The sequence below is a fragment of the Flavobacterium sp. AC267 genome (assembly GCF_979258715.1).
Map to the genome: position 1 here is coordinate 1,992,299 of NZ_OZ409875.1, position 24,010 is coordinate 2,016,308.

A 24,010-nucleotide genomic window follows, 5' to 3' on the forward strand; every position below is an offset into this window, starting at 1 on the left:
AGAATTAGTTAGTTTGTTGATAGTCAACCGTTTGTTTTTGGATTGAATTTTGGTTTTAGAAATGTAAACTCTAAAATTCCAAATTATGAATACGTACCAAAATAATAGAACGGCATTAATTTTAGTTGATCCTTTTAATGATTTTCTTTCAGAAAAAGGAAAGCTGTGGCCTTTTGTAAAAGAAACTGTAGAAAGCGGCAATATTGTAGCCAATATAAAAATCCTTTTAAATACTGCCAGAAAACATCAGATTAAGGTGGTGTATGCTCCACATCGTCATACGCAGCAAGAAGATTATTTAAATTGGAAATACTTTTCACCATCACATAACGGCAGTAAAAATTTAAATCTTTTTGAAAAGGGAAGCTGGGGCGCGACCTTTCATCCAGAACTTTTACCGGAAAAAGGAGATTTAATAGCTCAAAATCATTGGACAGCAAGCGGTTTTGCCAATACAGATTTAGATTTTCTTTTAAAAATGCATGATATCGACCACATTATTATTGCTGGAATGCGCGCTAATACCTGTATAGATTCAACTGCACGATATGGAGTAGAGCTTGGATATCATGTTACCTTAATTAAAGATGGAATTGGAGCTTTTAATCAGGATGAAATAAAAGCAACGGTAGAAATAAATTTTCCTAGTTATGGACATTCGTTATTATCTGTAAAGGAATTTATAGCCATCTTAGAATCCTCATAACATAGTATTTTTGGTATTTGGCAAATTTTGAACTTCAATTATTATTAACTCAGAAATAAAAAAATATTGAGAATATAATTTATAGTAACTTTGCATTCAGAAATTGAATTTAAGTTTTTAAAGGAGTCATTTTTTTTTATAACTTTAAATTAAAATTCAATATCAAAGTAAGTCGAGATACAAAATATTAACCTTTTTACTATAAAATTATGACACTACAATATCAAGGTGAACAATACGGAAAGTCAGCCACATTTACCATTAGAATTATTGGTAACAATTTATCAAAAAGCAGTTCAAATTACCAAATTGACCTTTTGGTAGGAGACAAACAACTGCCAGCTTTTACAACTGAAATTCACCAAAGTCTTTCTAATTGTTTAAAAGAAATTTACTTATTCAGAAAATATAACGGAATCAAATTTGACGAGTCAACGGAGAAAATCGTTTCGCTTTATGTTCCTTACGATAAGGTTTTGTATAACCACAATAAATATGCTTTATTCAGAGCATAATTTTTCACAAAATAATATGAAAAAGGACCATTTTTAAAATGGTCCTTTTTTTGTTTTCTATATTATGTTTTGAAACTTTTAAAAGAAGTATTTAATCAAATTACCCAAGATTTTTGCCATAATTTGGATTAATATAATTTAGCTAATCCTGTAAATAATTATTAAATTGATAAAACTTAATTATAGTTTGTGTGAATTCACTATTTAAAAAGAATTTCTTGTTGTTTGTCGGTTATTTTAATCCTTTTGTCGACTATTTGCGTTTTTAAACTAAAATTAATACATATATTCGCAAAAAATTTTGTGAATGAAAGTAATATTACCCTTAATAATTTTAAGCACTTTTTTTAATGCCTCCGTTTACAGTCAAAACGAAACCAATATTACGTATGGAATAAAACTTGGGGCGATACATTCTACTTTTAGTAACTTACCTGAAAGCATCAAAGGAAGGGATAATACTTTTGATAACAGTGTTTTGGAAAGTAAAGGTAAGTACGGTTTGGAAGGCGGTTTTTTTATGAATTGCAAACTTTATGACACTCGTGTTGCCATTCAGCCTGAAATTTTATTTAGGCAGTCTGGAGAAACCGTTACCTATCGCGATGCAGTGGGAAAAGAATTTGAACTCGGAATTAATTATGCTTTTCTGCAAATTGGAGCTTTGTATAAAGTTTATCCGTATGAAGGATTAAACTTGGGATTTGGCGCGTTTTACGGAATCAATTTATCACCTAACGATATCACCTATACTTCTAATGAAGCAGACGGAATGTATGATGTGGCGACACGACAGTTTTATAAAGACGGTCTTGATGGTGCAGACGATTTTTCGTTATGTTTCAATCTTGGGTATGAACTTCATAAAAGCATTCACTTTGATCTTCGCTATTATCTTGGCGTAAAAGACATGATCAAAAGTAATGCATCTTCTTTTCAGTTTATCGAAAATCAAAATAAGAGCAGTGTGTTTTGTTTTTCGCTGGGCTACAGTTTTCATCAATGGTAATTTATAAAAAATGAAAAAAATTATTTTGCTTCTTTTATTAGTAAGCACAAAATCTGTTTTGGCACAAGGCGACAGAGAGATAACGTATGGTATTTTTGGCGGCGGTATTTATTCTAAAATGTCTAATATTTCGGGAGCAGTAATATCCAGTCCTATATACGAAGGTTATACCTTAAAAGAAGAAGGCCGGTTTGGCGGAACAGGCGGTGTTTTTATCAATTGGAAATACCCGTATGCGAAAGTCAGCATTCAAACCGAAATCTCATATTCTGGTCAAAGTACCGATTTGAATTATGAAGATATAAAAGGATTGAAATACAAAATGACTTTTGGATACAGCTACATAAATGTTGGTGCGCAGTTTAAATATTATCCAGTTGACGGATTTTACGTTGGTTTTGGACCATATATCAGTTTTAATATTGCCAGCGATAATATAAAATACACCTCAAATGCGCAGGAGATTTTTGCAGATTCTGGTGTTTATTTTGAACCCGATGCTAATGTGCAGAAAGTATTAAAGGAATCATTTACAGGCAAAAATTATTTCTCTGGAATATTTTCTTTAGGATATGAATTCAATTCCAATTTATCTGTTGGAGCAAGATATACTTTAGGATTGACAGATGCAATGGCAACCGAGGAAAACGGGCATCGTTACATTGAGAATAAAAACAAAATCAACAGTATTTCTTTGATTATCGGCTATTCTTTTGACTTCGACGATTTGGCCAATTTTTAGGCATACGATTATCAATTAAAAACATTGTATTATGTATAAAAAGGTTTTTTCAGTATCAATTTTTATATCGTTATTGACTGGTAATTTGATTTTTTCACAGCAAAAAGTTTTGCCTGGAGCAGTATCAGATCCCTATTTTTGGATTAAATCAAAAAATAGCGGTGAAAATTATTATTGGGAAAGCCTGACAGATAAGGAAGCAAAAATTTCTGGAAAAAGACATGCTGGTGCAGTTTTTAATTTTAATCCGAGTATTGTTTTTGATACCGCGCAGGACTCTTTGATTCTGCCTTTAGGAATTAATACTAAAAGACGCCAGACTTTGTTCATGGTGTACAAAGTAAAAGACAGTATTAAAGAACAATTTTTGTGGACAATCACAGATCCTAAAAAAGTACTTTCGGTTGGAACCAATAAACGTTTGGTAGATCTTAAGAAATATTCCTATCAATCGTATCAGGAAAAGATAAAACCGCATAAAGCAAACATTCATTTTTTTCAGCAGAACATAACTGATAGTGTCGCAAAGTTATCGTCAATAACGATTGGGCAAAAGCCAAAATTTGAAAAACTGCCGCCAGAAGAATTTGCGGGAAACATCAGCGAAATTCTGGTTTACAACCGAGTTTTATCTGGTTTAGAAACGCAGAAAGCGACCAGTTATTTGGCTATCAAATATGGAATTTCACTTTCTCAGTTTGACAATAAAAACTACCTCAACAGTCAGGGAACAACTATTTGGGACGCAGACAAACACAAAGGATTTACATCTTCAATTACCGCAGTTGGCCGTGACGATGCCAGCGGTTTGTTGCGACCTAAAAGCAGTAATATGATTGAAGAAGGACTTTTGACGGTTGAACTTAAAAGCAAGTCAGGCAAAATTCCAGATAATTATTTTGCTTTTTGGAGTGATAACGGAAAAAATCTTTTAGTAAAAAAACAAGAACAGGGTGAACCAATTGGCATTTCAAGAGAATGGCGACTAGATTTTGCAAATCCGAGTGATTTGAGTTTGAATTGGACTTTGAACCCCGCATTTATAAAAGGGACTTTACCAAAAGATACTTATTATTGGTTGTGGGTAGATTATTCAGGGAAAGGGACATACAATGAAAGTGACTCAGAATATATTCGTCTGGCAAGTACATCAAGCGGCGAAAAATTAGTTTTAAACGATTTTGACTGGAATAAACAAAAAACAGGAAGCACAAAATTTACCTTAAAAGTGGCGCCGGTAATGTTTAGCAGAGTCTGGATTACAGAAGCAACTTGTGGTGTTTCAAGATCTGGAGAGTTAAATTATTCGATTGAAGGCGGAGAAGCACCATTTACTGTAACCGTTAAAAAAGAAGGAAGCGAAGCGGTTGTAAAACAATGGAACCAAGCGACGAAAAAGTAAAACGGGAGTACAGCTTTCGTCTGGAACTTATGATTATATAGTTAAAGATGCAAAGGGAAATTTATACAATGAAACCGTTTTTGTTGCCGATAAAGAAGGCACGTTTCCGAACTTAAAATCAGATTATTTATTAACAGATGGAAATGCTTTAACTCTGGATGCAAGTAAAGATTTGCCAGCAGGAAATTACGAATATCAATGGTTTTATGAAGGTAATTTTATCGATGATAATCCAAGAATTTTAATTGATCAGCCAGGTAATTATGAACTTAGGTTATTAAATTCTCAGGAATGTAAAACTTCTAAAAAAATTGTTGTTGCAACAGATGGAAAAGAAATTACAGATTCAAGCATATTGATCTTATATCCGAATCCAACGCCTGACGGAAAATTTTCTATTGCAATGCAGTTTCCTAAAAAAACAAATGCAACAATCAGGATTTATTCTCCAACAGGATCACTTGTAAAGGAAAAACAATTTACCCAAATAGAAACTTACTTGTACGAAGACAGCATAAAAGCCGCAACAGGTATGTATTTGGTCAATGTGACATCAGATTTTGGTACAAAAACCTTTAAAGTAATTGTGAAATAATTTGAAGTTTGAAAGAAACTTCAAGCTGTATTGCTATATAATATAAACCGATTGCCCCTAATCGATTATTCTGATTTATGAAAAATAAAATTATATTACTTGTATTTTTAATTGGTACATTTTTATTTGCCGCGAATTTTGGTGAATATAAAATGAGTTCATTATTCTCTGAAAATACCTCAACAGAAGAAGTTTTGACTTCCAAGTCAGATTCAACAGCAATAATTAAAAATGAAAACAAAAGTACTAAATTGTTTACCGCCGATATTAAAGAGGGAAATATTGGAGTGAATACTGCTGAAGAGGTTGATGACGCGTATGATAACGTTTTTCATTTGAAATTAGACGAGCTTCCAGAAAATAATGAAAATGCTTATTTGGAATATGAATTATATGGTTACGATCAATCTGCTTCAATTTCTAGAAGTTTAAACAATCAGCCAAGTATTGGAGGGCAGTTTTTATCTGAAAATAAAGCGTGGACAAAACAATCAGAATTGTTATCTGAAAAATCATTGAGACAAGGAGATAACGTACTTTTATTTACAGCTCCAGAAGGCATTTTAAACGGTTATAAAATCAAAAACGTACGAATCGTTTACAAATCAGAAACCGCTTCTAAGAATTTCACGCTGTTAAAATCAGAAGATAAATTATATATCAAGGGAACTAATTTTCCTTCGCAGATCAAAAAAATGACCATCGCTGGAATTGCTGTTGATGTTAACCAGCCAGAATTTGAATTGGTTTTGGATGGAAAAAGTATCGGTAGGTCAATTTTAGTACAAAAAGAAACTGCAACGGGAGTCATTGTAAACGAAAAATTAGAACTAAATCAATTTCTAAAAGTTCCAAGTTTCAGACCGTTAGAAAATGCTAAAGAAAGTATTGCTAAAACGATAAATTTTGAAACCGTAAATACTTTAGATTACAAAGATTTTTCGGCTGTTTTTCCTGTTGGAGCTTTAAAAAACAATGTAAAAGTATCCGTAAGCGGTTTAAGAAAAATAGATATTGCGCCGTTAAACTCGGCAATGGTCAATGTAACAGGAACTAATGCAGGATATAGATTACTGCCACACGGAACTATTTTTGAAAAAGCCGTTACACTTTCACTTCCTTACGATAAAAAAACAATCCCAGAAGGTTATACAGAAAAAGATATTAATGTATTTTATTTTGATGAAAACAAACGTCTTTGGCAGGAAGTAACCAAAGATTCCTTAGACATCAAACAGGGAATAATTAAGGCAAAAACAACCCATTTTACCGATTTTATTGCTGGAATCATCAAAATGCCTGAATCTCCAGAAACATCCGGTTACACGCCAACAAGTATAAAAGATTTAAAAGCGGCAAGTCCGCTTGTTGGAATTCAATCCATTGCACCGCCTTCTGCAAACGGAAGAGGAACAATGAGTACAGGATTTTCTATCGTAATTCCGAATGGAAGAGGAGGCATGCGACCGTCTTTGAATTTGCAATATGACAGTGACGGCGGACACAGCTGGGCAGGAATGGGCTGGGATATTTCGGCACCGGCTGTAAGTATTGAAACAAGATGGGGAGCACCGAGATATGACGCGGTAAATGAAACTGAAAGTTATTCTATCAGCGGTGAAGCATTGATTCCTAATTCGCACAGAGCAGAATGGATTGGCAGAACCACAGATAAACAATTTTATCCAAGACGAGAAGGTGCTTTTCAGCAGATTATTCGTAAAGGATCATCTCCTAAAAATTATTATTGGGTTGTAAAAGATAAAAGCGGTGTGGCCAGTTATTACGGAGGAAATTTATCCGGACTTGCGAAGCAAATGGTGTTTTACAGGATGGAAACGGAAATGTTGGGCATTGGGCACTTTGCCTTCAGGTCGATTTAAAAGGAAATACGGTCGAATATGAATATGACAAACGCGATGGCGAATTGTATCTTAAAAAAGTGTATTACACTGGTTTTAATTCTCAAAAAGGAAACTACAGCGTAACTTTTGTAAAAAACTCAGATTTAGGCGAAGCAAACCGCCCTGATGTTCAAGTTTCGGCACGATTAGGTTTTAGACAACTAAATAATCAATTATTACGTAAAATTGAAGTCCGCTATAAAAACGACATGGTTCGCAGTTACGAATTGAATTATACGGAAGGTGCATATAAGAAAACCTTACTTAAGTCGGTTTCAGAATACGATTCAGAATCTAATTTATTTTATACCAATACGCTTGATTATTTTGATGATGTTCGTGATGCATCTGGAAAGTACAATCCGTTTGGGCCGGAGCAAAATTGGAATGTGCAGGACGATCAATTAAAAAATAACATTCTCCCAAATGTAGATGTTTCTGGAAAACATACGCTGGGTAATAGTTCAAACGGTAAATCGGCAGGTATTAATTATCGTATTGGAGTTGGATTAGCAACTGATACTGGAAATTTTAAACAAAATACGATTGGTGCCCATGGAGGAAATAGCTGGGGTTCATCTGAAACTATCGTAATTCTGGAAGATTTAGATGGAGATCAATTACCAGATAAAGTTTTTAGAAAAGGTAATAATGTATATTATAGAAAAAATCTTTCCAATCAAGGGACTAACGGTTTTGGGGAAATTCAGGAGATCACACTAAATAATATCGGAAACTCGTCTAGTAAAACCTTTAACTGGGGAGTTGGTTTGATTTTAGGATATTCGCAAGTAAGTGCAAGTGTTGGTTTTGACAAACAATACACAAAGAGCAAAACCAAAAGTTATTTTATGGACTTTAATGGTGATGGACTAGTGGATTTTGCCGATAACGGACAAGTGTATTATAATAGACTTGTAGATGGAGTTCCAACTTTTAAGACGAGCGACGGGGTACTCCCGCACCAGTTTCAGGAAATGGCGAGCTATCTTTAGAATTTCCTGACCCCGGAATTACAAAAGAGCAGATGCAGATAAACAATCCTTTGCATGATGCCGTTCGTATGTGGGAAGCACCAGTTACAGGACAGATTAAAGTTTCACACAGATACCAATTGCAAGCAGGACTTTTCGCAGGAAAGAATCGAATATTTAACAAATGATGGAAAAGATAAGGCAGATGGAGTGGTATTGTTTTTCCAGAAACAGAATGGTTTAGTCTGGAAGCAGGCGATTGCATCAAATGATTACAACGAAAAAACAAAAGAAGATCTACTTACTGTAACAAAAGGCGATAAGCTGTTTTTTAGGGTAAGTTCTTTATTAGATGGAAATTTTGATCAGGTTTTGTGGAGCCCAAAAATTTCTTATACAACAATAAATGACAATACGGGCAGTTTAGTTCCAATCGATGATGATGCGGTAGATGCCAACTCGTATTCATTAAAAAATTATGATGCTGAGAAAGATTTTTTAAGCAGTACAAATTCTGGACTTTTAGTACCGGCTGGCATGATTTCTTTTGCAGGAAATTTTATAAAACCGATTACATCAGATCATGTGAGACTTCGAATTTTTAGAAAAAAATCTTGATGCAGGAGCAGTCGAAACAATACTCTATGAAAGATTATTTAAAGCAAATGAAGTGACTTCTTTTGACCTAAGCAACATTGGAACAATAAATAATAATGTGACATCTCAAATTCGTTTTGTTTTAGAAAGTCAAACCAATGTTAACTGGAGCACAATAACATTTAATCCTTCAATAAATATGCCTCCTGTAGGAGTTGTTGCGCCAGAGAATAAAAAAATTGACGTGTTTTTGCAGCGTTATAAAAAGCGACAAGGAAATTATATTATTGAGAAAAAGGCTTCTGCTATTGATGGGATCTTATCAATTAATTTAGTCGCAACCGATTTTGATTTAATTTCAGGGTTTAGTCCGCTTAAGGCAAAATTAAACGGAACAGTTATCATTACAGCAAAACAAAATAACCAATTGGCGACAAAGAAAGCGCTACAAAATGGTTAATGGAGTTTTGCAGGATGATTTAACTAATTTAGAACCTGTAACAGATTTTGCAAAAGTTATAAACGGTTTGCCTATTGATTTGGAAATTAGTGTTCCAGAATTAGAAAGTAATGCGTTGACTCAATTCTGCGTGTCGCTTTTTCAAATGCCGGTTTATTTAAATGTACTTGGAGATTTAGGCACTGTTTGGACAGCAGATACAAACAAATATGCGGTTTATTCTCCATTTTATGCAGAGGAATTACAACTGGGATTAGGACATAGAGAATGGGGCGGTTTTGTGATTAACAATAGCGGCACTTTTGCATCTGATTTAATTGCTGTATCTGAATTAAAAACATCTGATACTTATAATGCGCGACCCAATTTAGATCCTGATAACCAATCGGAAACAGAGCAGGAAGGTTATAGTATGTCTAAGGTTTATTTTGTTTCGATGCAGAGTATCTATAATCAAAACAATATGATTGGTCTGGAAACGACTTCTTATATTGATGGAAAATTTATGGGTGCATCGCGTCTGGGAGAAGATGATATTACGTCTTATTATGATGCAAGTTTACCTGGTTTAGATGGAGGCGGTACAATGGCGCTTACATTATTAAGTGAAAATGAAAGTACGAGTTATTCTGCAGGACTAAAAGTCGGGCCTCTTGGACCGGGGGGTAGTAAAGGAACGGGAACCAGCTATGTTACACAAACGATGGCAGATTTAAACGGAGACCGTTATCCTGATTATATTAGAGGAAAACAAGTTCAGTTTACTTCTCCAACAGGAGGTATAAGCAGTCAGAAAACAGATATTTACAATTACAGTCATGGCGAAAGTAAATCGGACGGGATAACTGCAGATGGAAGTTATTCTCATGGTTTTACCAAAACCGTTGAAAAAGTAGTACCCGCTTCTGATAGTAATTGCAACATTGTAAACATGAACGTATCTGAACAGCAATCTTTGGGTATTTCGGCAACCATTTCATTGTCTGGTAGTTTGAATAATAATGAAGATGAATCACAGTATTTGCATGCCGATATTAATGGAGATGGATTGGTGGACAGAATCAAGAAAACGGGTGAAGTAGCACTTAATTTTGGTTACGGATTTTTACCAGAAGAAAAGTGGAATTTTGAAGGAATTGCCACTGGATCTTCAGAAAATTGGGCTATAAGTCCATCGAAAGTGGTATGTCGTACAAGTCAAGTTCGTTTACAGGAGGATTTAATTACGGAAAAGGAACGGATACTTCCAATACTTTAATGATGGATGTCAACTCAGACGGTCTTGCAGATAAAGTTGTTTATACTGGAGGAAAGATGATGGTATCTTTGAATATGGGAGATAGTTTTATGGAAGCTATTACCTATCCTAGATTCTCCAGAATGAACGAAAATAACAGTACCAGTTATGGAATAAGTACAGGTTTTAGTTACGACATTCCTATTCCTATTATCGGAATAAAAATTACACCAAGTATAGGTGGATCGGGTGGTTTTAGTACCAATCGAACCGAAGCAACTTTTAATGATATTGATGGTGATGGAAACTTAGATTATATACTTTCTGAAGATGAAAACAAGCTAATAGTACGTCTTTCCAATATCAAAAGAACTAATAAATTAAAAAGTGTTACAAACGGCGCAGGAAATAGTTACGTTGTAGATTACGAATTATTGAAACCAAGCTACGAAAATCCATACTCAAAATGGGTTTTACAGTCTGTTGATGTTTTTGACGGACACGTAGGTGATGGAATTGATCATTCCATTGCAAAATTTAAATACGAGAATGGTTATTACGATCGTCGAGAAAGAGAATTTTACGGGTTTGCGAAAGTAATTCAGGAACAAATTGATGCGGCAGATAATTCAGTTTTTACAACCAGCATTCAGGAATTTTACAATCAGGATTATTTCAGAAAAAATCTATTGATGCACAGTTACGCTTTAGACAAAAACGGAAAAATGCGTCAGGAGTCTGAAAACGAATATAGTTTTGTTGATGTTGCAACACAGGCGAGTGTTCCTGTATCAGAGTTGAATTTACCATCTTGTGATGCTAAAAGAGTTTTCGTAGGATTGATTCATGCCAATCAAAAAGTATATGAAGGCGGAAGCGATTATCTAGAAACGAATACTTTTAATACGTATGATGCCAACGGAAATATTATTCAATACGAAGATTTAGGAAACGGTTCTGTTGCTGATAAAGTAACGGCCAAAATTAGTTACTATGAAAGTACTACGCCTTATTATGGTGGAATCCCAAGGCAGTTAGAAGTATTTACAACCGACGGTTTACGCCGAAAAAGAGCAACGACAATTAATACAACAACAGCCGAAGTTACTCAGATCAAAAACTACATCGCCGCCGACAAGATTGCCGTTACAGATATTGCCTATGATACTTACGGAAACCTGCAGAAAATTACAGGTCCGACAAATCACAAAGCACAGCGTATGACATTAGAATATGTATTTGATCCCGAAAATCATCAATACATGACCGAAATTAAAGATGCTTTTGGTTATCAGAATAAAATGGAATATGATTATCGTTTTGGAATTCCAATAAAAACAACTGATCGTAATGATCAAAGTAACATCTATACATTAGACGGAAAAGGTCGTATAGCTTTTATTAGGGCACCTTACGAAATTGCATCAGGTAAACCGTATACAATTGCGTACGAATATTTCCCGGAAGCAAAAGTACCTTATGCTAAAACAAAAAATTACGATCCAGAATTAGATAAGGATATTGAAACTTATACCTACACAGATGGATTAGGGAGAGCTTTGCAGATTAAAAAAACAGCCAGTTTGTTTACGCAGGCGGGAAGTGCTGACCAAGAAGCACAAATTGTTTCTGGAAAAGTAATTTATGATGGTTTGGCAAGACCCATAACAAGTTATTATCCAACAACTACAACAACGATTGATAATAATTTTAGTACAGCAATATCAAATGTAACTCCGACAAAAACGGAATACGATGAGGTAAACCGACCAATAAAAGTAACATTGCCTGACGGAAGCACTAATACAAGTACTTTTGCAATAGAAGACTACGATGGACTTCTAGTTCTTCGTACAACACAGACAGATGCATTAAATAATACAAGTCAGACCTATACAGATGCTACAGGGCAGAATTTAGCAAGTATGCAAAACGATTTAACGACAAAGTTTGAAACCAATGCCTTAGGAGAAATGATCAAAGTTACAGATGCTATGGATCACATTACCAAAAGCGACTACGATTGGCTGGGCAGACGTGTAGAGTTTACGCATCCAGATGCAGGCACAACGACAATGCAGTATGATTTGGCAGGAAACTTAACAACCCGTATTACGCAGGATATTAAAAATACCACACCAAATGGCGGTGCAATTGAATATGTATATAATTATAACCGTTTAGAGAGTATAAAATACCCTAAAAACCCGCAGAATAATGTACAGTACAATTATGGTAAAGCAGATGGTACAGCAAAGACGCAGAGGTCGATTATGGTTTGTGCAGGACGCCAGCGTATGGACAGGAATTTTTCTACGGAAAATTGGGTGAGGTAGAAAAAGAAATTCGCACACTTCGTATTACACCTACAGATATACAAACCTATATTTCGCAATACGAATACGATACTTGGAACAGAATCCAGAAAATGACGTATCCTGATGGTGAAGTGGTAGAATATACGTATAACCGTGCTGGAAACCTGCAAAGCATGCAGGGCAAGAAAGAAAGCCACACTTACAATTACATCAAACAATTAAGTTATGATGAATTTGAACAGCGTAAATATTTAAAATACGGTAACGATACCGAAACCAATTATACCTACGATCCAGTAATGCGAAGATTACAGCATACGCAGGTAAAAAGCGGTTCTAGACAAGTAATGAATAATTCGTATGGATATGATTTAGTTGGAAATGTTTTGAATATAAAAAATACAGCACCAGTTGTAAACAATACTTTAGGAGGAACATCAAATCATGAATACCAATACGATGATTTCTACCGATTAAAATCGGCAAAAGCAACCTATCAGGGTGAGTTTACCAAAGCAAGTTATGAGCTGAATATGAGCTATAATAAAATGCACAATATTACTACGAAAGATTTGGTGCATAACGTAAACAATGAGCAAAAAGGTTATGTATTAGATTATAATTACGATAACGAATTGCATCCTAACGCACCAAACAAAATTGCCGAATCAGGAAAAACCGAACCTAGAGAATATGTTTACGACGGCAATGGAAACCCAACGAGCTATACGGAAGAAAAGAGTTTCAGAAAAATGACCTGGGACGAGGAAAATCGTTTAATGGGAATTAATGACAACGGAAGAATTCATCAATTTACCTATGATTCCTCAGGCGAACGCGTAGTAAAAAGTTCAGGCGACTCACAAAACGTTGCAATAAATGGTGAAACCGCGACCACAATTGTGCATACTGATGATTACACAGGTTATGTCTCTCCGTATTTTGTGATTAGCAAAGGTAAATTTACCAAGCATTATTTTGAAGGCGCAGGGCGTATTGTGAGTAAATTAGGAAATGGATCTTTTGCACAGCCTTTAAAAATAACAGCTGGAGGTGTTAATTATGGTAAGCTGACAGCAGAACAGCAAAAAGCATTAGATACGTATGTAAAAAGCTTAGGCTTGCCTCCAGGACCTCCAACGCAACAGGGAATTTATGCAACTCCAGAATTTACAGGCGATCCATATCCTAGTGAAGTTATTAAACCAGTTGAAGAAAATCAAGAACCGCCGGAAGGCTGGCCTAGAAACCCAATTTTCAATGCGCCAGGTGATGTTCCTGGACCGCCGGTACAATTTGGTCCTCCTGTTGAACCCACAACCGTAAAAGGCGGAGAAGGTTTTACTGGAACCGGAATGCCAGAAAATGATATTTTTTATTTCCATCCTGATCATTTAGGAAGTACTTCGTATATTACAGCTCGAAACGGATCTATTTCACAGCATGTGGAGTATATCGCTTTTGGGGAGGTTTTGTTTGAGGAGCATAGTTCGTCGTTTTCTAGCCCTTATTTGTTTAATGGTAAGGAATTGGACAGGGAGACAGGTATGCAATATCATGGACAAAGATATATGGATACAAAAATTTCACAATTTTACGGACTTGATAAATTAACTGAAAAATACCCAAATTATAGTGGTTTTATTTATGCGCTTAATAACCCTATACGTTTTGTTGATCCTTCAGGTCTTACACCTGAGGATACAAGTATTGATCCAAATAAAGGGAAGTTAACAGGAAGTAAAAATTTAGTCATTTTTACAGCAGAAAATGGTATAGATAGAGATAAAATGAATCAAGATTCCGGAGATTATGATTGGATTGCAGTTAAAAGTCCACAAGAGGCAGAAGACCTTTTAAAAGCTGAATATGGTGATAAAAAAGGATTTATTGAAAATTTAGTATGGAGATCACATGGCGGAACTGGTGAAGCATTGCTTGATGTTAATCCAAAATTACCTGTTACAGACCCAAGCAAGGTTAAATCTCTACATTACATAAAAGAATTGTTAACAAAGGACGCAAATGTTGTTTTTACAGCCTGTTCATTAGTAGGGGAATCGTTACAGCCTGGAAAAAGATATTCTCAACAAGGAAGAAATGCTTTAGATACATTTTCAGATTTTTTTGTGAAAGGTTCTCAAAGAAATTTATTTTTAAATTACACGCTTTCAAGCGCAACTAATGGCGCATGGACAAGTTTAAATTTTGATGTAGGGTTACATAAACAAGATTGGGCTGGATTTCTTTGGTCTACAAAAGATGGAGTGAAGCCAAATTTTTATGATGTTAAGATAAATAGTTCGGGAGGAATTAGTACTCAAAAAATGAAATGGTTTATGGATTTTAGTCATTATAAAAAACCTCTTTATAAAAATTAAAAAAATATGGAAAAATTAGTGTTTATTTTTTTATTGATGTTTGCATCTTGCAATTCGCAAAGTAAGCAGTGTATAGATAAAAAAATTAAGATCGAATATTTATCAGATATTAATAAACTAATAAAAAGTAAATATATCTGTGATTCTTCTTTTGAAACATTCGGTAAAGATCGGTTAGATAAATGTAAAGTACTGTTTGATGATAAAAATTACAAAGTTATTTATGATCAATACAAGACGAGAATCTTTATCGATAAAAATTTGAAATTAAATTTTGCATTAGTTTGTATTTTACCAGATTTTAAGATTAGAGATGGAGTTCCAAATTCTTTATATATATTAGATAATAAATTAATGCCAATCTATTCTATTTCAATGACTGGTGAAAAAGATTACCACGTTTACAAATATGAATACATTAAAGGAAGCATAAAATTAAAAAAAGCAATGAATAAAGAAAGTAAAAATATTAATGTAGACAAGTTGACTTATAAAGAAATTATTTTATTGGTAAAAAAAATTAAAGAAAAATTTATTTACAAACCTGAAAAAGGTGGTTTTGATGATTATTTTTATGATGTTCCTTTATGGACAGAAGGCTACAGATAAATAGTTTCCTTATAGTTGAGACTATCCAGCTCGTAACCTAAGAAAGATTATAAAACAAAAAGAAAACCCGATCGCTCGGATATGCGCAACGATGGCGGGAAATTCTTTCCGTGCCCACAAAGTACATCGACAAAGAATAAAAAGTCAAAACTCGTCAGTAATGGCGAGTTTTTTTTAGTTCAAAAAGCAAAAAAGTATAAATTACATTTTGCCTTTTTTTGGAACAATGCTCTTATCATTTGGGAAGTACTTCGTATATTACAGCTCGAAACGGATCTATTTCGCAAGACATGTGGAGTATATCGCTTTTGGGGAGGTTTTGTTTGAGGAGCATAGTTCATCGTTTAGTTCTCCTTATTTATTTAATGGGAAGGAACTGGATAGGGAAACGAATTTGAGTTATTATGGGGCTAGGTATTTGGATATGAAGACTTCGCTTTGGTTAAATGTTGATCCATTGGCTTTATATAATCCAATATTCGAGGAAGAATTCTATTTTGATGGACAACATAATGGTGGCATTTATTATAGTGGCAATTTAAACCCATACATTTATTGTTATCAGAATCCTATAAAGTACATTGATCCAAATGGAAAACAAAGTATGGCGGGTGCGCTCAGGGGGATTCCTGATGGACAGGCTGATAATGTAATTAAAGGTTGGAGAGATGGACTTCAAAATGGAGGATATGCAGTTGACTTTATTCCGTTAATAGGAGATATTAAAGGGTTTGGAGAAGGTATTTATGGTACTGACATGCAAGGAAACCAATTAAGCAGTTTTGATAGGGATTGTCTATCTTTCTTTTATCTGAATTACGAAATACGAAGAATGGAGTTAAGGCTGTTGCAAAGATTAATAAAGCGAGGGAAGTTATTAAAATCACAAAATCTGTAGAAAAATTTGCAGTATATGGTAAATGTAAAGAATTTGCTAAAGCATTTAAAAAGAATTTTGGAGGTAAAATATATGAAATAAGGGCAAATTTTATGAGCTTAGTAAAGAATGGTAAAGAGATTCCTATTACTGAAAATGGTATGCATAGGGTTGTAGAAAAAGTTGTTGATGGAAAAGCTTATATATTTGATAATATGAACAAAAAATGGAGTTTTAAAAAGTGAATATGAGAAAATGCTTGAAGGGGCAAATATGCCTGGTAAAGCTATATCAGGAAAGGAATTATTACAAAACGCTAAAGAAGTAAAATAGTATGACAGATTTTATTAATATAATATTGCATGTGTGCAACAAACCTAAAATGTTTTTTATTCAAAAAATTGAAGATTTTTATTTTTTTGCAAACGGTTATATTGCAGGAAAAGAAAATCAAATTTATTATGATTTTTTTGATGAATTTTCAAAATATTTAGCTTTAAAATATAGCTATAAGGAAGGTATATCCTATAATATGTTAATACGCTCAATGTCAATTTATGATGAAATTACATTGAATATTTTAAATGAGGAAATGTTGAGATTTCTACAAAGTGATTCAATCGATAAAATAGTTTTTAGTAAGTCATTTTCGAGAAAAGATTTAGAGAACTTATTGTCTAATTATCTTTAATTTAAAAGACTAACGTGCCTATTGCTTATAAACGCAAAAGGCTTTGTTTTCTTATTTAATGTTATGTTTAATAAAAAAATTAAAAAATCAATAAATATTTCATGTTTTTTGGATACTATTACTACATGAGGTTGTGATGTTTCATATTAATTGATTAAAAAAATATATTTTCTACAATCTTTGAATTCGTCAGATAAAAGGCTGGCAAGTGTCTTTGATTTGGCAAGACCAGACTCATGTATTTAGGTTATTGATTGGGTTCTTTATGAAAGTATAAAATAATTGGCTTATTTTAAAGATTCGTATGCTAGACGTATGCTTATAAAGAAAATGAAGCAGAGAAAGTGTCTATAGAATTTGAAAATTTAGTGAAGCTACTGAAAATTAGTACAAATGAATATTTTGATTCCTCCATTTTTACAACAAACAATTCCACGATATTCAATGATCCTATCAGAGGGCAAACCTTGGAATCTTAGCCTAATAAAGATTATTTTTGTCATAAATTGCATATGAATTTCAATGAAAATTTCAGGTCAAGTCTTCAGATTGCTTTAATTGAAAATACTAATTTTTTAAAAGAAATTAGTATTAATGTAATTAATGAAGTTAAAGACAATTACAACAAAATTATTTTAGAGAATATCTCAGATCAATATCATCCATTTCAAATAGATTACGATAAAGCTGTATACAATGTCAACAGAACTTTAGAAGTTGCTGATGTGCCAAAGTTAAGGTTGAGAAATGATGATTGGGAAGTTTTTAGAGAAAATGAAATTGAGTTTAATATTATTAAAAATATAGGGCTGGAATTACATTCTAAAGAAGAAATTCAGCATCGTATTGACAGTGAGAATTTTTTATACAATTGTGAAGATGATTTTTGGAAAGATCCAGTGAAAGATAAAAGTTATAATGAAATTTCTAATTTTTTATGCTTTGAAAATGTTGAATTTAAAGTAAATGAATTGGATAAAATTAAAAAAGAAAGGAACAATTTATAATGTAGATTCTTGGATGCTCTATATTTTTAAATTGGTAGAAATGAATTTTCCGGATTTTAGATATCAAAAATCTAAATCAAATAAAAAATACAGATTTTTAAAATCCTTAGGAAATATGTTTGAATTTGGTTTTGAATATGACGCCACAGATTTGAAAAATCAAATTAAAAAAAATGGAGTTCAATTACCGTATTTTAATATTATTTTAATTAATAGAAATTTTGATCCTAAAAGAAGGAAATAGAATATATCTATAAATATAATGATGATATATTTAGTTTAGGAATTTTGGGAAATCCTTTTTTTTATCCTCCTTGTTATCCATTGAGATCGTTCTCAATAATTGAACTATATCATTATGGAGAGCGTTATCCAGAAAATGAAGATCCTAAAGTGATTAGAAATTTTGTTAGAGTTGACAATGAGACAATTAAATTAGTGCATTCAAATGAATACGGTGAAAAACTTAAAAGATATGCATTTTTTTATATGGATTTGTTAAGTTATTCAACGAAAAGTTATTTGGAATACTTAGAAAGATGCATTTTGGAGATTGGAAAATAGTAGACATTTCTGGCGCGAACATCTTGCCCATGAACTTAAAGAACAAAAACAATGAATTTATACTAAAAAAACTCATCAATAATGATGAGTTTTATCTAAGTTATTCAATAATAAAAACAATACACAAAAAGATATTATTGAAAGATTAGATCAATGGTGGAATAATTATCAAAAACAAAAAAGTAAAGATGAATAATATAAAATATGTAATTATCATATTTTTTATACTGACTTCATGTCAAAAACACAATATTTATTTTGATATAAAAATTCAAAAAGTAGTTAGTTGTAATAATTTACCAATTAATTTATTGAAGGTGGATAACGATTCGATTAAAGCAGATGGTTTTCCTTATGAAGGAGGGTTCTTATTCGTATGGGAAGGTGATAATGAGTTAGTTCCTTCTGATTTTTCATTCAATAATATACCTAAAGAATATCGTTGTACTAAAGGAGGTATTTTATATAAATCTAAAATAAAATTAAAACCTAATTGTAGATATATAGTGAAAAAAGTCAGGGAATGGATTAAATCCACATGTCATTAAAATTTGGACAGATAAAAGAGGATTAGTCTATAAAACTACACACCCTGATTGTATTGATAATGAAGGAACACCTGAAGAATGGTCAAAATAATTGTTCTCTGCTCTGCAAAGAGTTCTTATGAAAAACTGCGCAATTGTCTCTGGCTTTGCTTTTTTTCCTAATACATTTAAATTCTATAAGCATTAAAAAGCAGATCATACAATTGTTGATGTTTTGAATTTAAAGCCAGTTTTTCGAAATATCTTTCTAAAATAATTTATTATGAAATCAGAACTTTTTAGAAGTGAACGGTTTGATGAACGGTTATTACAAAAACTGCACAATTGGAAACATTTGCGCAGTGCATTTGTGTAATTTCAGAAAAATTTGACAGAGCTGAAGACCACATTAAATTAAATTTATGAGAAATAAAATTTTATTATTAGGCATGCTTTTTCTGCTTCTCAATTCGTGTAAAAACAAAGATGAGCTTGGATTAACAAACCCAACAAAAAAGTGGGTATATTATAATTACGAAAAAAAATATGAAAAGAATAATGGTTCATTCATTACATATTTAAAGTTTGATGATAATGGAAAATGTACAAATTTTTTCTTTGATAAAAACGAAGGTCAATATGGCCCTACGATGAATTGGAAATTTACAACGAATGATAGCATTTTAAATATAAGCGATAACAAATATTTAATTTTAAAAGTTTATAAAGATAGTATTCTTATGAAAGATTTAAAATATAGCAGAAATGTAAAGTTATTAAACTGGAACGTTATAGAAAAGTAGTTTTATCAATACCAAAAATAGTCGCTACAACAGATTGGGGCAATAGCTTAATAAAAAGTTGGTTTTGTATGTGGGATGATGTGGAAAATCCAAATCTGAAAACAAAACTTCATTTACTCCAAAACACGCTGTAGTAGTAGAACGCGTTCGTAACTATAACAATAGAAGAGATAAACTTTAGAATTAAAAACGGAATTCGTATATTGTTTTCCTAAAATTAACTATACCAGTTATATACATTTAAAAATAGTCGCCTTCAAACGTTTTTCAGTTCATTTAAATACAAATAGACCAGATTATGAAAAATTCATTAATGCTCTTCATTGCATTCTTAGCTTTTACAGCGTGCTCAAAACATGAAGGAAAAAAAATATTGCTATCACTGGAATAGATTCTACATTACGTCCTGGCAATGATTTTTTTAGATATGTAAATGGCAAATGGTATGATTCTATATCAATACCAGCATCTCAAGCTGGAGTTGGTGCTTATATGTTTATGAATTATCCGCGCCGAATGCGCCTGCAGGGGATATTAGACAGTATTTCGCAAAGCAAAAATCCAGAAGGAAGTATAGCACAAAAGGTAGGAGACTTTTATGCATCTGGTATGGATACAGTAACTATTGACAAACGGGGTTATACACCTATCAAACCGCCGCTTGCTAAAATTGAAGCAATTAACGATTTACCGTCCTTAATGAACTTTGTAGTTAATCAGGTAAAGGTTAACAATCCTTCTATTATAGGATTTGGAGTTTCACCAGATGAAAAAAACAGCAGTATGAATATTGCCCAAATCTATCAAACGGGTATTGGTTTGCCAGATAGGGATTATTATTTCAAATCAGATTCATCAACTGTTGCTATACAGCAGGCGTACAAAAAATACCTTACTACATTATTTCAGCAAACAGGCAGTAATGCAATAGAAGCTAAAAAGAATGCTAATTTAGTTTACGATATTGACAAACAACTCGCCGTTTCGCATAAAACAAAAGTTGAGCTTCGGGATGTACAGGCAAATTATAATAAAATGGCTGTGACAGATCTTTCAAAAAGACATCCGAATATAGACTGGCCTACTTTTTTAAATAATTTAGGTGCTCAAACCAATTCCATTAATGTAGGTCAGCCCGCGTATTATGACGCTCTTAATAAGCTCTTAAAAACCATTCCCATCAATGATTGGAAAATTTATCTGAAAGCAAATTCTTTAGAAAGATATGCAGATGATTTAAGTAAGCCTTTTGTTGATGCCTCATTTGAGTATACCAAAGTGCTTTCTGGTCAAGCGGTTCAAAAAACACGTGGCGAAAAAATGGCTAATGTCCTCGATAATAACTTAGGCGAAGCATTGGCCGAATTGTATGTAAAAAAATATTTTTCAGAAGATGCCAAAAAACGCATGTTAGTTCTCGTGAATAATCTGCAAAAAGCGTATGCCGTAAGAATTGATAAATTGGAATGGATGAGTCAAGGTACGAAACAAAAAGCTAAAGAAAAATTGGCAGCCATGACTAAGAAAATAGGATACCCAGATAAATGGAAAGACTATAGCGACGTAAATATAGCCAGAAATACTTATTTTGAGAATATGGTAGCGATACTACAGCCGCATTTCAATTTCATTTGGCAAAATTGGACAAACCAGTCGATAAATCAGAATGGTATACTACACCTCCAACGGTGACGGCCTATAATAATCCTACTGCAAATGAAATTGTTTTTCCTGCGGGTATTTTACAAGCGCCATATTTTGATAATAATGCAGATGATGCCCTCAATTATGGAGGTATAGGAATGGTAATAGGTCACGAAATAACCCATACTTTTGATGATCAAGGTGCTCAATATGATAAAGATGGCAACTTAAAAAACTGGTGGACAAAAGAGGATTATGCACAGTTTAAGTCAAGAATACAACAGGTTATTGATTTGTATAGTACCTATACCGTTTTAGGCGATTTACATATTAATGGAGCAATGACAGTTGGCGAAAATACAGCAGATATTGCCGGAATAGCAGTTGCTTATGATGCTTTTAAAATGACGGAACAAGGAAAAGGAAATACAAAAATTGATGGTTTTACTCCAGACCAGCGCTTCTTTATTTCTATAGCCAAAATATGGAGAGTAAAAATGAAAGACGAGTTCCTGCGTTTGTGGATTAACAATAATCCGCATTCTCCGCCAAATTGGCGTGTAAATGGACCTCTAATGAATACTACACCATTTTACGAGGCCTTTAATGTACAACCAGGAGATAAAATGTTTCTGCCTGCGAAAGACAGAATAACCATTTGGTAGTGTACTTTGTTTCCAAAGTAGTATCATTAAAAAAGCGCAAGTTTCTCTATGAAATTTGCGCTTTTTTTTAATTTAATCTACTCATACTTACTCAGATCCAGATTAAGAATAGTGCCTACTCTGCTAAACTCTTCGTTAATCTTTGCATTCACGATTAGTTGTTCATTCGTTATTGGATGATTAAATATTAACTGATGCGCATGAAGCATCATTCCTTTTAAGTCATAATTCTCCAGCCATAATTTATTTTGTTTGTTGCGACCATGCGGACGACTTCCTAAAATGGGATGAAAAATATGCTTGAAATGTTTTCGTAATTGATGCATACGTCCTGTTTCAGGAATCGCTTCTACCAAACAATATCGTGAAGTTGGTCGATTGTTAAATTCTAACTCAACTTCGGCATTTTGCAAACGATGAAAGTAGGTTATGGCATTTTGTGTAATATCATCATCGTTGGTTAAATCATAATCAATCGTTAGTTCGTCGGGTGACCAGCCCCGTAAAATTGCCAAATATTTTTTTTCGACTTCGCGAGTCGCAAAACGATCATTCATAATTTTCAAAACGGTCGCATTCAACGCAAATATCAAGACGCCAGATGTTTTCCGATCTAACCGATGAATAGGATAAACGTGTCGCCCAATTTGATTTCTCAGTTCCTGAATAGCATACACTTTTGCATCGCGCGCATAAAATGATTTGTGAACCAACAATCCGCTGGGTTTATTAATGGCTATAATATATTCGTCTTGGTAAAGAATTTCTAACATTTGGCAAAAATAGAAGAGATTTTGAGTAAAATCACTTTTATTATTTATTTAATTCTATGCTTTTCTCGCAGATCTGGCGAGAGCGTCCGAATTGTGAATGAGACGAGATGTTAACAAAGAGGCTCAAAACGAAAAAAAGCTCTAGATTTCTCTGTTTTTAGTTTGCATAGTCCCTCATATAGATACCAAAAAGCATCACACAAATTAAAACATTTCGAAAATTTTTAGTAAAAAAAACATATATTTGAAAGTAAATAATGTGTGAAATTTATCACACATATTCACCCAAATTTGAATGGCTTTGTGTGGTTTTGTCACACATATACATAAGTTAGTGGCTATTTTCGCTGAGCAGAAACTAAAAGTTGAAATGAAAAATATCGTTATTTTATTGGTTTGCTTAGTTTTTCCGAAAATATTATTGGGTCAAACTTGTTTACACAAAAATTTATCTAAAGAATTTAACTTTGAAATAAAACTTCGGAAAATAAAAATTCCAAACGAAATTATCGATAGTAATTCTGTGAAAGTTATTGTCTATAACAAAATCTCAAATAAGAAACAGGAATTTAATTTTGGGTCAAGTTTTCTTTTTGAAAAGACTTTTATTAATTGTAAAACGGTAAGGTCTTATTCAACAGGAATTAATAAAAATGCTGAAATTGTTGATAACGAATTTGGAGATTTAGTGATTGCAGATTTTAATTTTGACAATAGAGAAGATTTTGCAATTAAAAATGATTCTGGTGGAAATGGAGGTCCAACTTATAATTTTTACATTCAAGACAATAATAAAAAATTCACATTAGATAAATTTCTAACAACTGAAATGGAATTTTTCCCAACAAAATTCATAGTAAAAAGTAAAAAATTAATAACATACGTTCACGCAAGCTCTTATCAATTATCCAAAAACACATTTGAATATAATGTGAAAACAAAAAAGTGGAAACTAAAAGAGTCTAAATTAGTGACGTATTAAAAAAAACAGCCTACAACAGCTACTACAA

25 protein-coding genes are annotated in these 24,010 nt (G+C 33.0%); 24 read left to right on the top strand and 1 reads right to left on the bottom strand.

Going from position 1 to position 24,010, the window contains the following annotated elements; genetic code table 11:
- The first annotated feature begins 85 nt into the window (after positions 1-85).
- The 23 genes from ACZZ95_RS10245 to ACZZ95_RS10355 all read left to right on the top strand — a co-directional run bounded on the left by ACZZ95_RS10245 (position 86) and on the right by ACZZ95_RS10355 (position 22,227).
- Positions 86-706, top strand: a complete 621-nt coding sequence (locus ACZZ95_RS10245; protein WP_463468939.1) for a cysteine hydrolase family protein — start codon at positions 86-88, stop codon at positions 704-706.
- A gap of 209 nt (positions 707-915) precedes the next feature.
- Positions 916-1,221 carry a hypothetical protein gene (locus ACZZ95_RS10250; RefSeq protein ID WP_095953537.1) on the top strand — a complete coding sequence of 102 codons (306 nt, stop codon included), beginning with the start codon at positions 916-918 and terminating at the stop codon, positions 1,219-1,221.
- Positions 1,222-1,528: 307 nt separating this feature from the next.
- A complete protein-coding gene (locus tag ACZZ95_RS10255) occupies positions 1,529-2,230 on the top strand; it encodes an outer membrane beta-barrel protein (protein ID WP_463468940.1) in 702 nt (233 codons plus the stop codon).
- 10 nt (positions 2,231-2,240) lie between these two features.
- The gene (locus ACZZ95_RS10260) at positions 2,241-2,972 is read left to right on the top strand and encodes an outer membrane beta-barrel protein (protein ID WP_463468941.1); all 732 of its coding nucleotides are present in this window, start codon (positions 2,241-2,243) and stop codon (positions 2,970-2,972) included.
- Positions 2,973-3,003: 31 nt separating this feature from the next.
- Positions 3,004-4,374 (top strand): hypothetical protein, encoded by a 1,371-nt coding sequence (locus ACZZ95_RS10265; RefSeq protein WP_463468942.1) that lies wholly within the window; start codon positions 3,004-3,006, stop codon positions 4,372-4,374.
- A 172-nt stretch (positions 4,375-4,546) separates the two neighbouring features.
- Entirely contained in the window at positions 4,547-4,969 is a 423-nt protein-coding gene (locus tag ACZZ95_RS10270) for a T9SS type A sorting domain-containing protein (RefSeq protein ID WP_463468943.1), read from the top strand.
- 77 nt (positions 4,970-5,046) lie between these two features.
- Positions 5,047-6,852, top strand: a complete 1,806-nt coding sequence (locus ACZZ95_RS10275) for a SpvB/TcaC N-terminal domain-containing protein (RefSeq protein WP_463468944.1) — start codon at positions 5,047-5,049, stop codon at positions 6,850-6,852.
- 59 nt (positions 6,853-6,911) lie between these two features.
- Positions 6,912-7,868 (top strand): hypothetical protein, encoded by a 957-nt coding sequence (locus tag ACZZ95_RS10280; RefSeq protein ID WP_463468945.1) that lies wholly within the window; start codon positions 6,912-6,914, stop codon positions 7,866-7,868.
- Positions 7,869-7,922: 54 nt separating this feature from the next.
- Positions 7,923-8,465, top strand: coding sequence for a hypothetical protein (locus ACZZ95_RS10285; protein ID WP_463468946.1), 543 nt, complete (start codon positions 7,923-7,925; stop codon positions 8,463-8,465).
- A 52-nt stretch (positions 8,466-8,517) separates the two neighbouring features.
- Positions 8,518-8,904, top strand: coding sequence for a hypothetical protein (locus tag ACZZ95_RS10290; protein WP_463468947.1), 387 nt, complete (start codon positions 8,518-8,520; stop codon positions 8,902-8,904).
- Positions 8,897-10,162: a hypothetical protein gene (locus tag ACZZ95_RS10295; RefSeq protein WP_463468948.1), complete on the top strand. Its 1,266-nt coding sequence runs from the start codon at positions 8,897-8,899 to the stop codon at positions 10,160-10,162. The genes ACZZ95_RS10290 and ACZZ95_RS10295 overlap by 8 nt, the downstream gene beginning before the upstream one ends.
- The gene (locus tag ACZZ95_RS10300; protein WP_463468949.1) at positions 10,063-12,477 is read left to right on the top strand and encodes a toxin TcdB middle/N-terminal domain-containing protein; all 2,415 of its coding nucleotides are present in this window, start codon (positions 10,063-10,065) and stop codon (positions 12,475-12,477) included. Before ACZZ95_RS10295 ends, ACZZ95_RS10300 begins: the two co-directional genes overlap by 100 nt.
- Positions 12,465-14,840 (top strand): RHS repeat domain-containing protein, encoded by a 2,376-nt coding sequence (locus ACZZ95_RS10305; protein WP_463468950.1) that lies wholly within the window; start codon positions 12,465-12,467, stop codon positions 14,838-14,840. Before ACZZ95_RS10300 ends, ACZZ95_RS10305 begins: the two co-directional genes overlap by 13 nt.
- 6 nt (positions 14,841-14,846) lie before the next feature.
- Positions 14,847-15,449, top strand: a complete 603-nt coding sequence (locus ACZZ95_RS10310) for a hypothetical protein (protein WP_463468951.1) — start codon at positions 14,847-14,849, stop codon at positions 15,447-15,449.
- A 208-nt stretch (positions 15,450-15,657) separates the two neighbouring features.
- Positions 15,658-16,347 carry an RHS repeat domain-containing protein gene (locus ACZZ95_RS10315; protein WP_463468952.1) on the top strand — a complete coding sequence of 230 codons (690 nt, stop codon included), beginning with the start codon at positions 15,658-15,660 and terminating at the stop codon, positions 16,345-16,347.
- Between the two features lie 92 nt (positions 16,348-16,439).
- On the top strand, positions 16,440-16,571 hold the full coding sequence (locus tag ACZZ95_RS10320) for a hypothetical protein (protein WP_463468953.1): 132 nt from the start codon (positions 16,440-16,442) through the stop codon (positions 16,569-16,571).
- 89 nt (positions 16,572-16,660) lie between these two features.
- The gene (locus ACZZ95_RS10325; protein WP_463468954.1) at positions 16,661-17,017 is read left to right on the top strand and encodes a hypothetical protein; all 357 of its coding nucleotides are present in this window, start codon (positions 16,661-16,663) and stop codon (positions 17,015-17,017) included.
- Positions 17,018-17,529: 512 nt separating this feature from the next.
- Positions 17,530-18,024, top strand: a complete 495-nt coding sequence (locus ACZZ95_RS10330; RefSeq protein WP_463468955.1) for a hypothetical protein — start codon at positions 17,530-17,532, stop codon at positions 18,022-18,024.
- 40 nt (positions 18,025-18,064) lie between these two features.
- Positions 18,065-18,268 carry a hypothetical protein gene (locus tag ACZZ95_RS10335; RefSeq protein WP_463468956.1) on the top strand — a complete coding sequence of 68 codons (204 nt, stop codon included), beginning with the start codon at positions 18,065-18,067 and terminating at the stop codon, positions 18,266-18,268.
- Positions 18,269-18,776: 508 nt separating this feature from the next.
- Positions 18,777-19,136, top strand: coding sequence for a hypothetical protein (locus tag ACZZ95_RS10340; protein ID WP_463468957.1), 360 nt, complete (start codon positions 18,777-18,779; stop codon positions 19,134-19,136).
- A gap of 401 nt (positions 19,137-19,537) precedes the next feature.
- Positions 19,538-19,918 (top strand): hypothetical protein, encoded by a 381-nt coding sequence (locus ACZZ95_RS10345; RefSeq protein WP_463468958.1) that lies wholly within the window; start codon positions 19,538-19,540, stop codon positions 19,916-19,918.
- A 459-nt stretch (positions 19,919-20,377) separates the two neighbouring features.
- Positions 20,378-21,610 (top strand): M13 family metallopeptidase, encoded by a 1,233-nt coding sequence (locus ACZZ95_RS10350; RefSeq protein WP_463471654.1) that lies wholly within the window; start codon positions 20,378-20,380, stop codon positions 21,608-21,610.
- Complete coding sequence (locus ACZZ95_RS10355; protein ID WP_463468959.1) at positions 21,559-22,227, top strand: M13-type metalloendopeptidase; 669 nt, start codon at positions 21,559-21,561, stop codon at positions 22,225-22,227. Before ACZZ95_RS10350 ends, ACZZ95_RS10355 begins: the two co-directional genes overlap by 52 nt.
- A gap of 77 nt (positions 22,228-22,304) precedes the next feature.
- Here the strand turns inward: ACZZ95_RS10355 and ACZZ95_RS10360 are convergent, their stop codons facing one another.
- Positions 22,305-23,000, bottom strand: a complete 696-nt coding sequence (locus tag ACZZ95_RS10360; protein ID WP_463468960.1) for a pseudouridine synthase — start codon at positions 22,998-23,000, stop codon at positions 22,305-22,307.
- A 295-nt stretch (positions 23,001-23,295) separates the two neighbouring features.
- On the opposite strand from ACZZ95_RS10360, the gene ACZZ95_RS10365 reads away from it, so the two are divergent.
- Positions 23,296-23,982, top strand: coding sequence for an XAC2610-related protein (locus ACZZ95_RS10365; protein ID WP_463468961.1), 687 nt, complete (start codon positions 23,296-23,298; stop codon positions 23,980-23,982).
- The last annotated feature ends 28 nt before the right edge of the window (positions 23,983-24,010 follow it).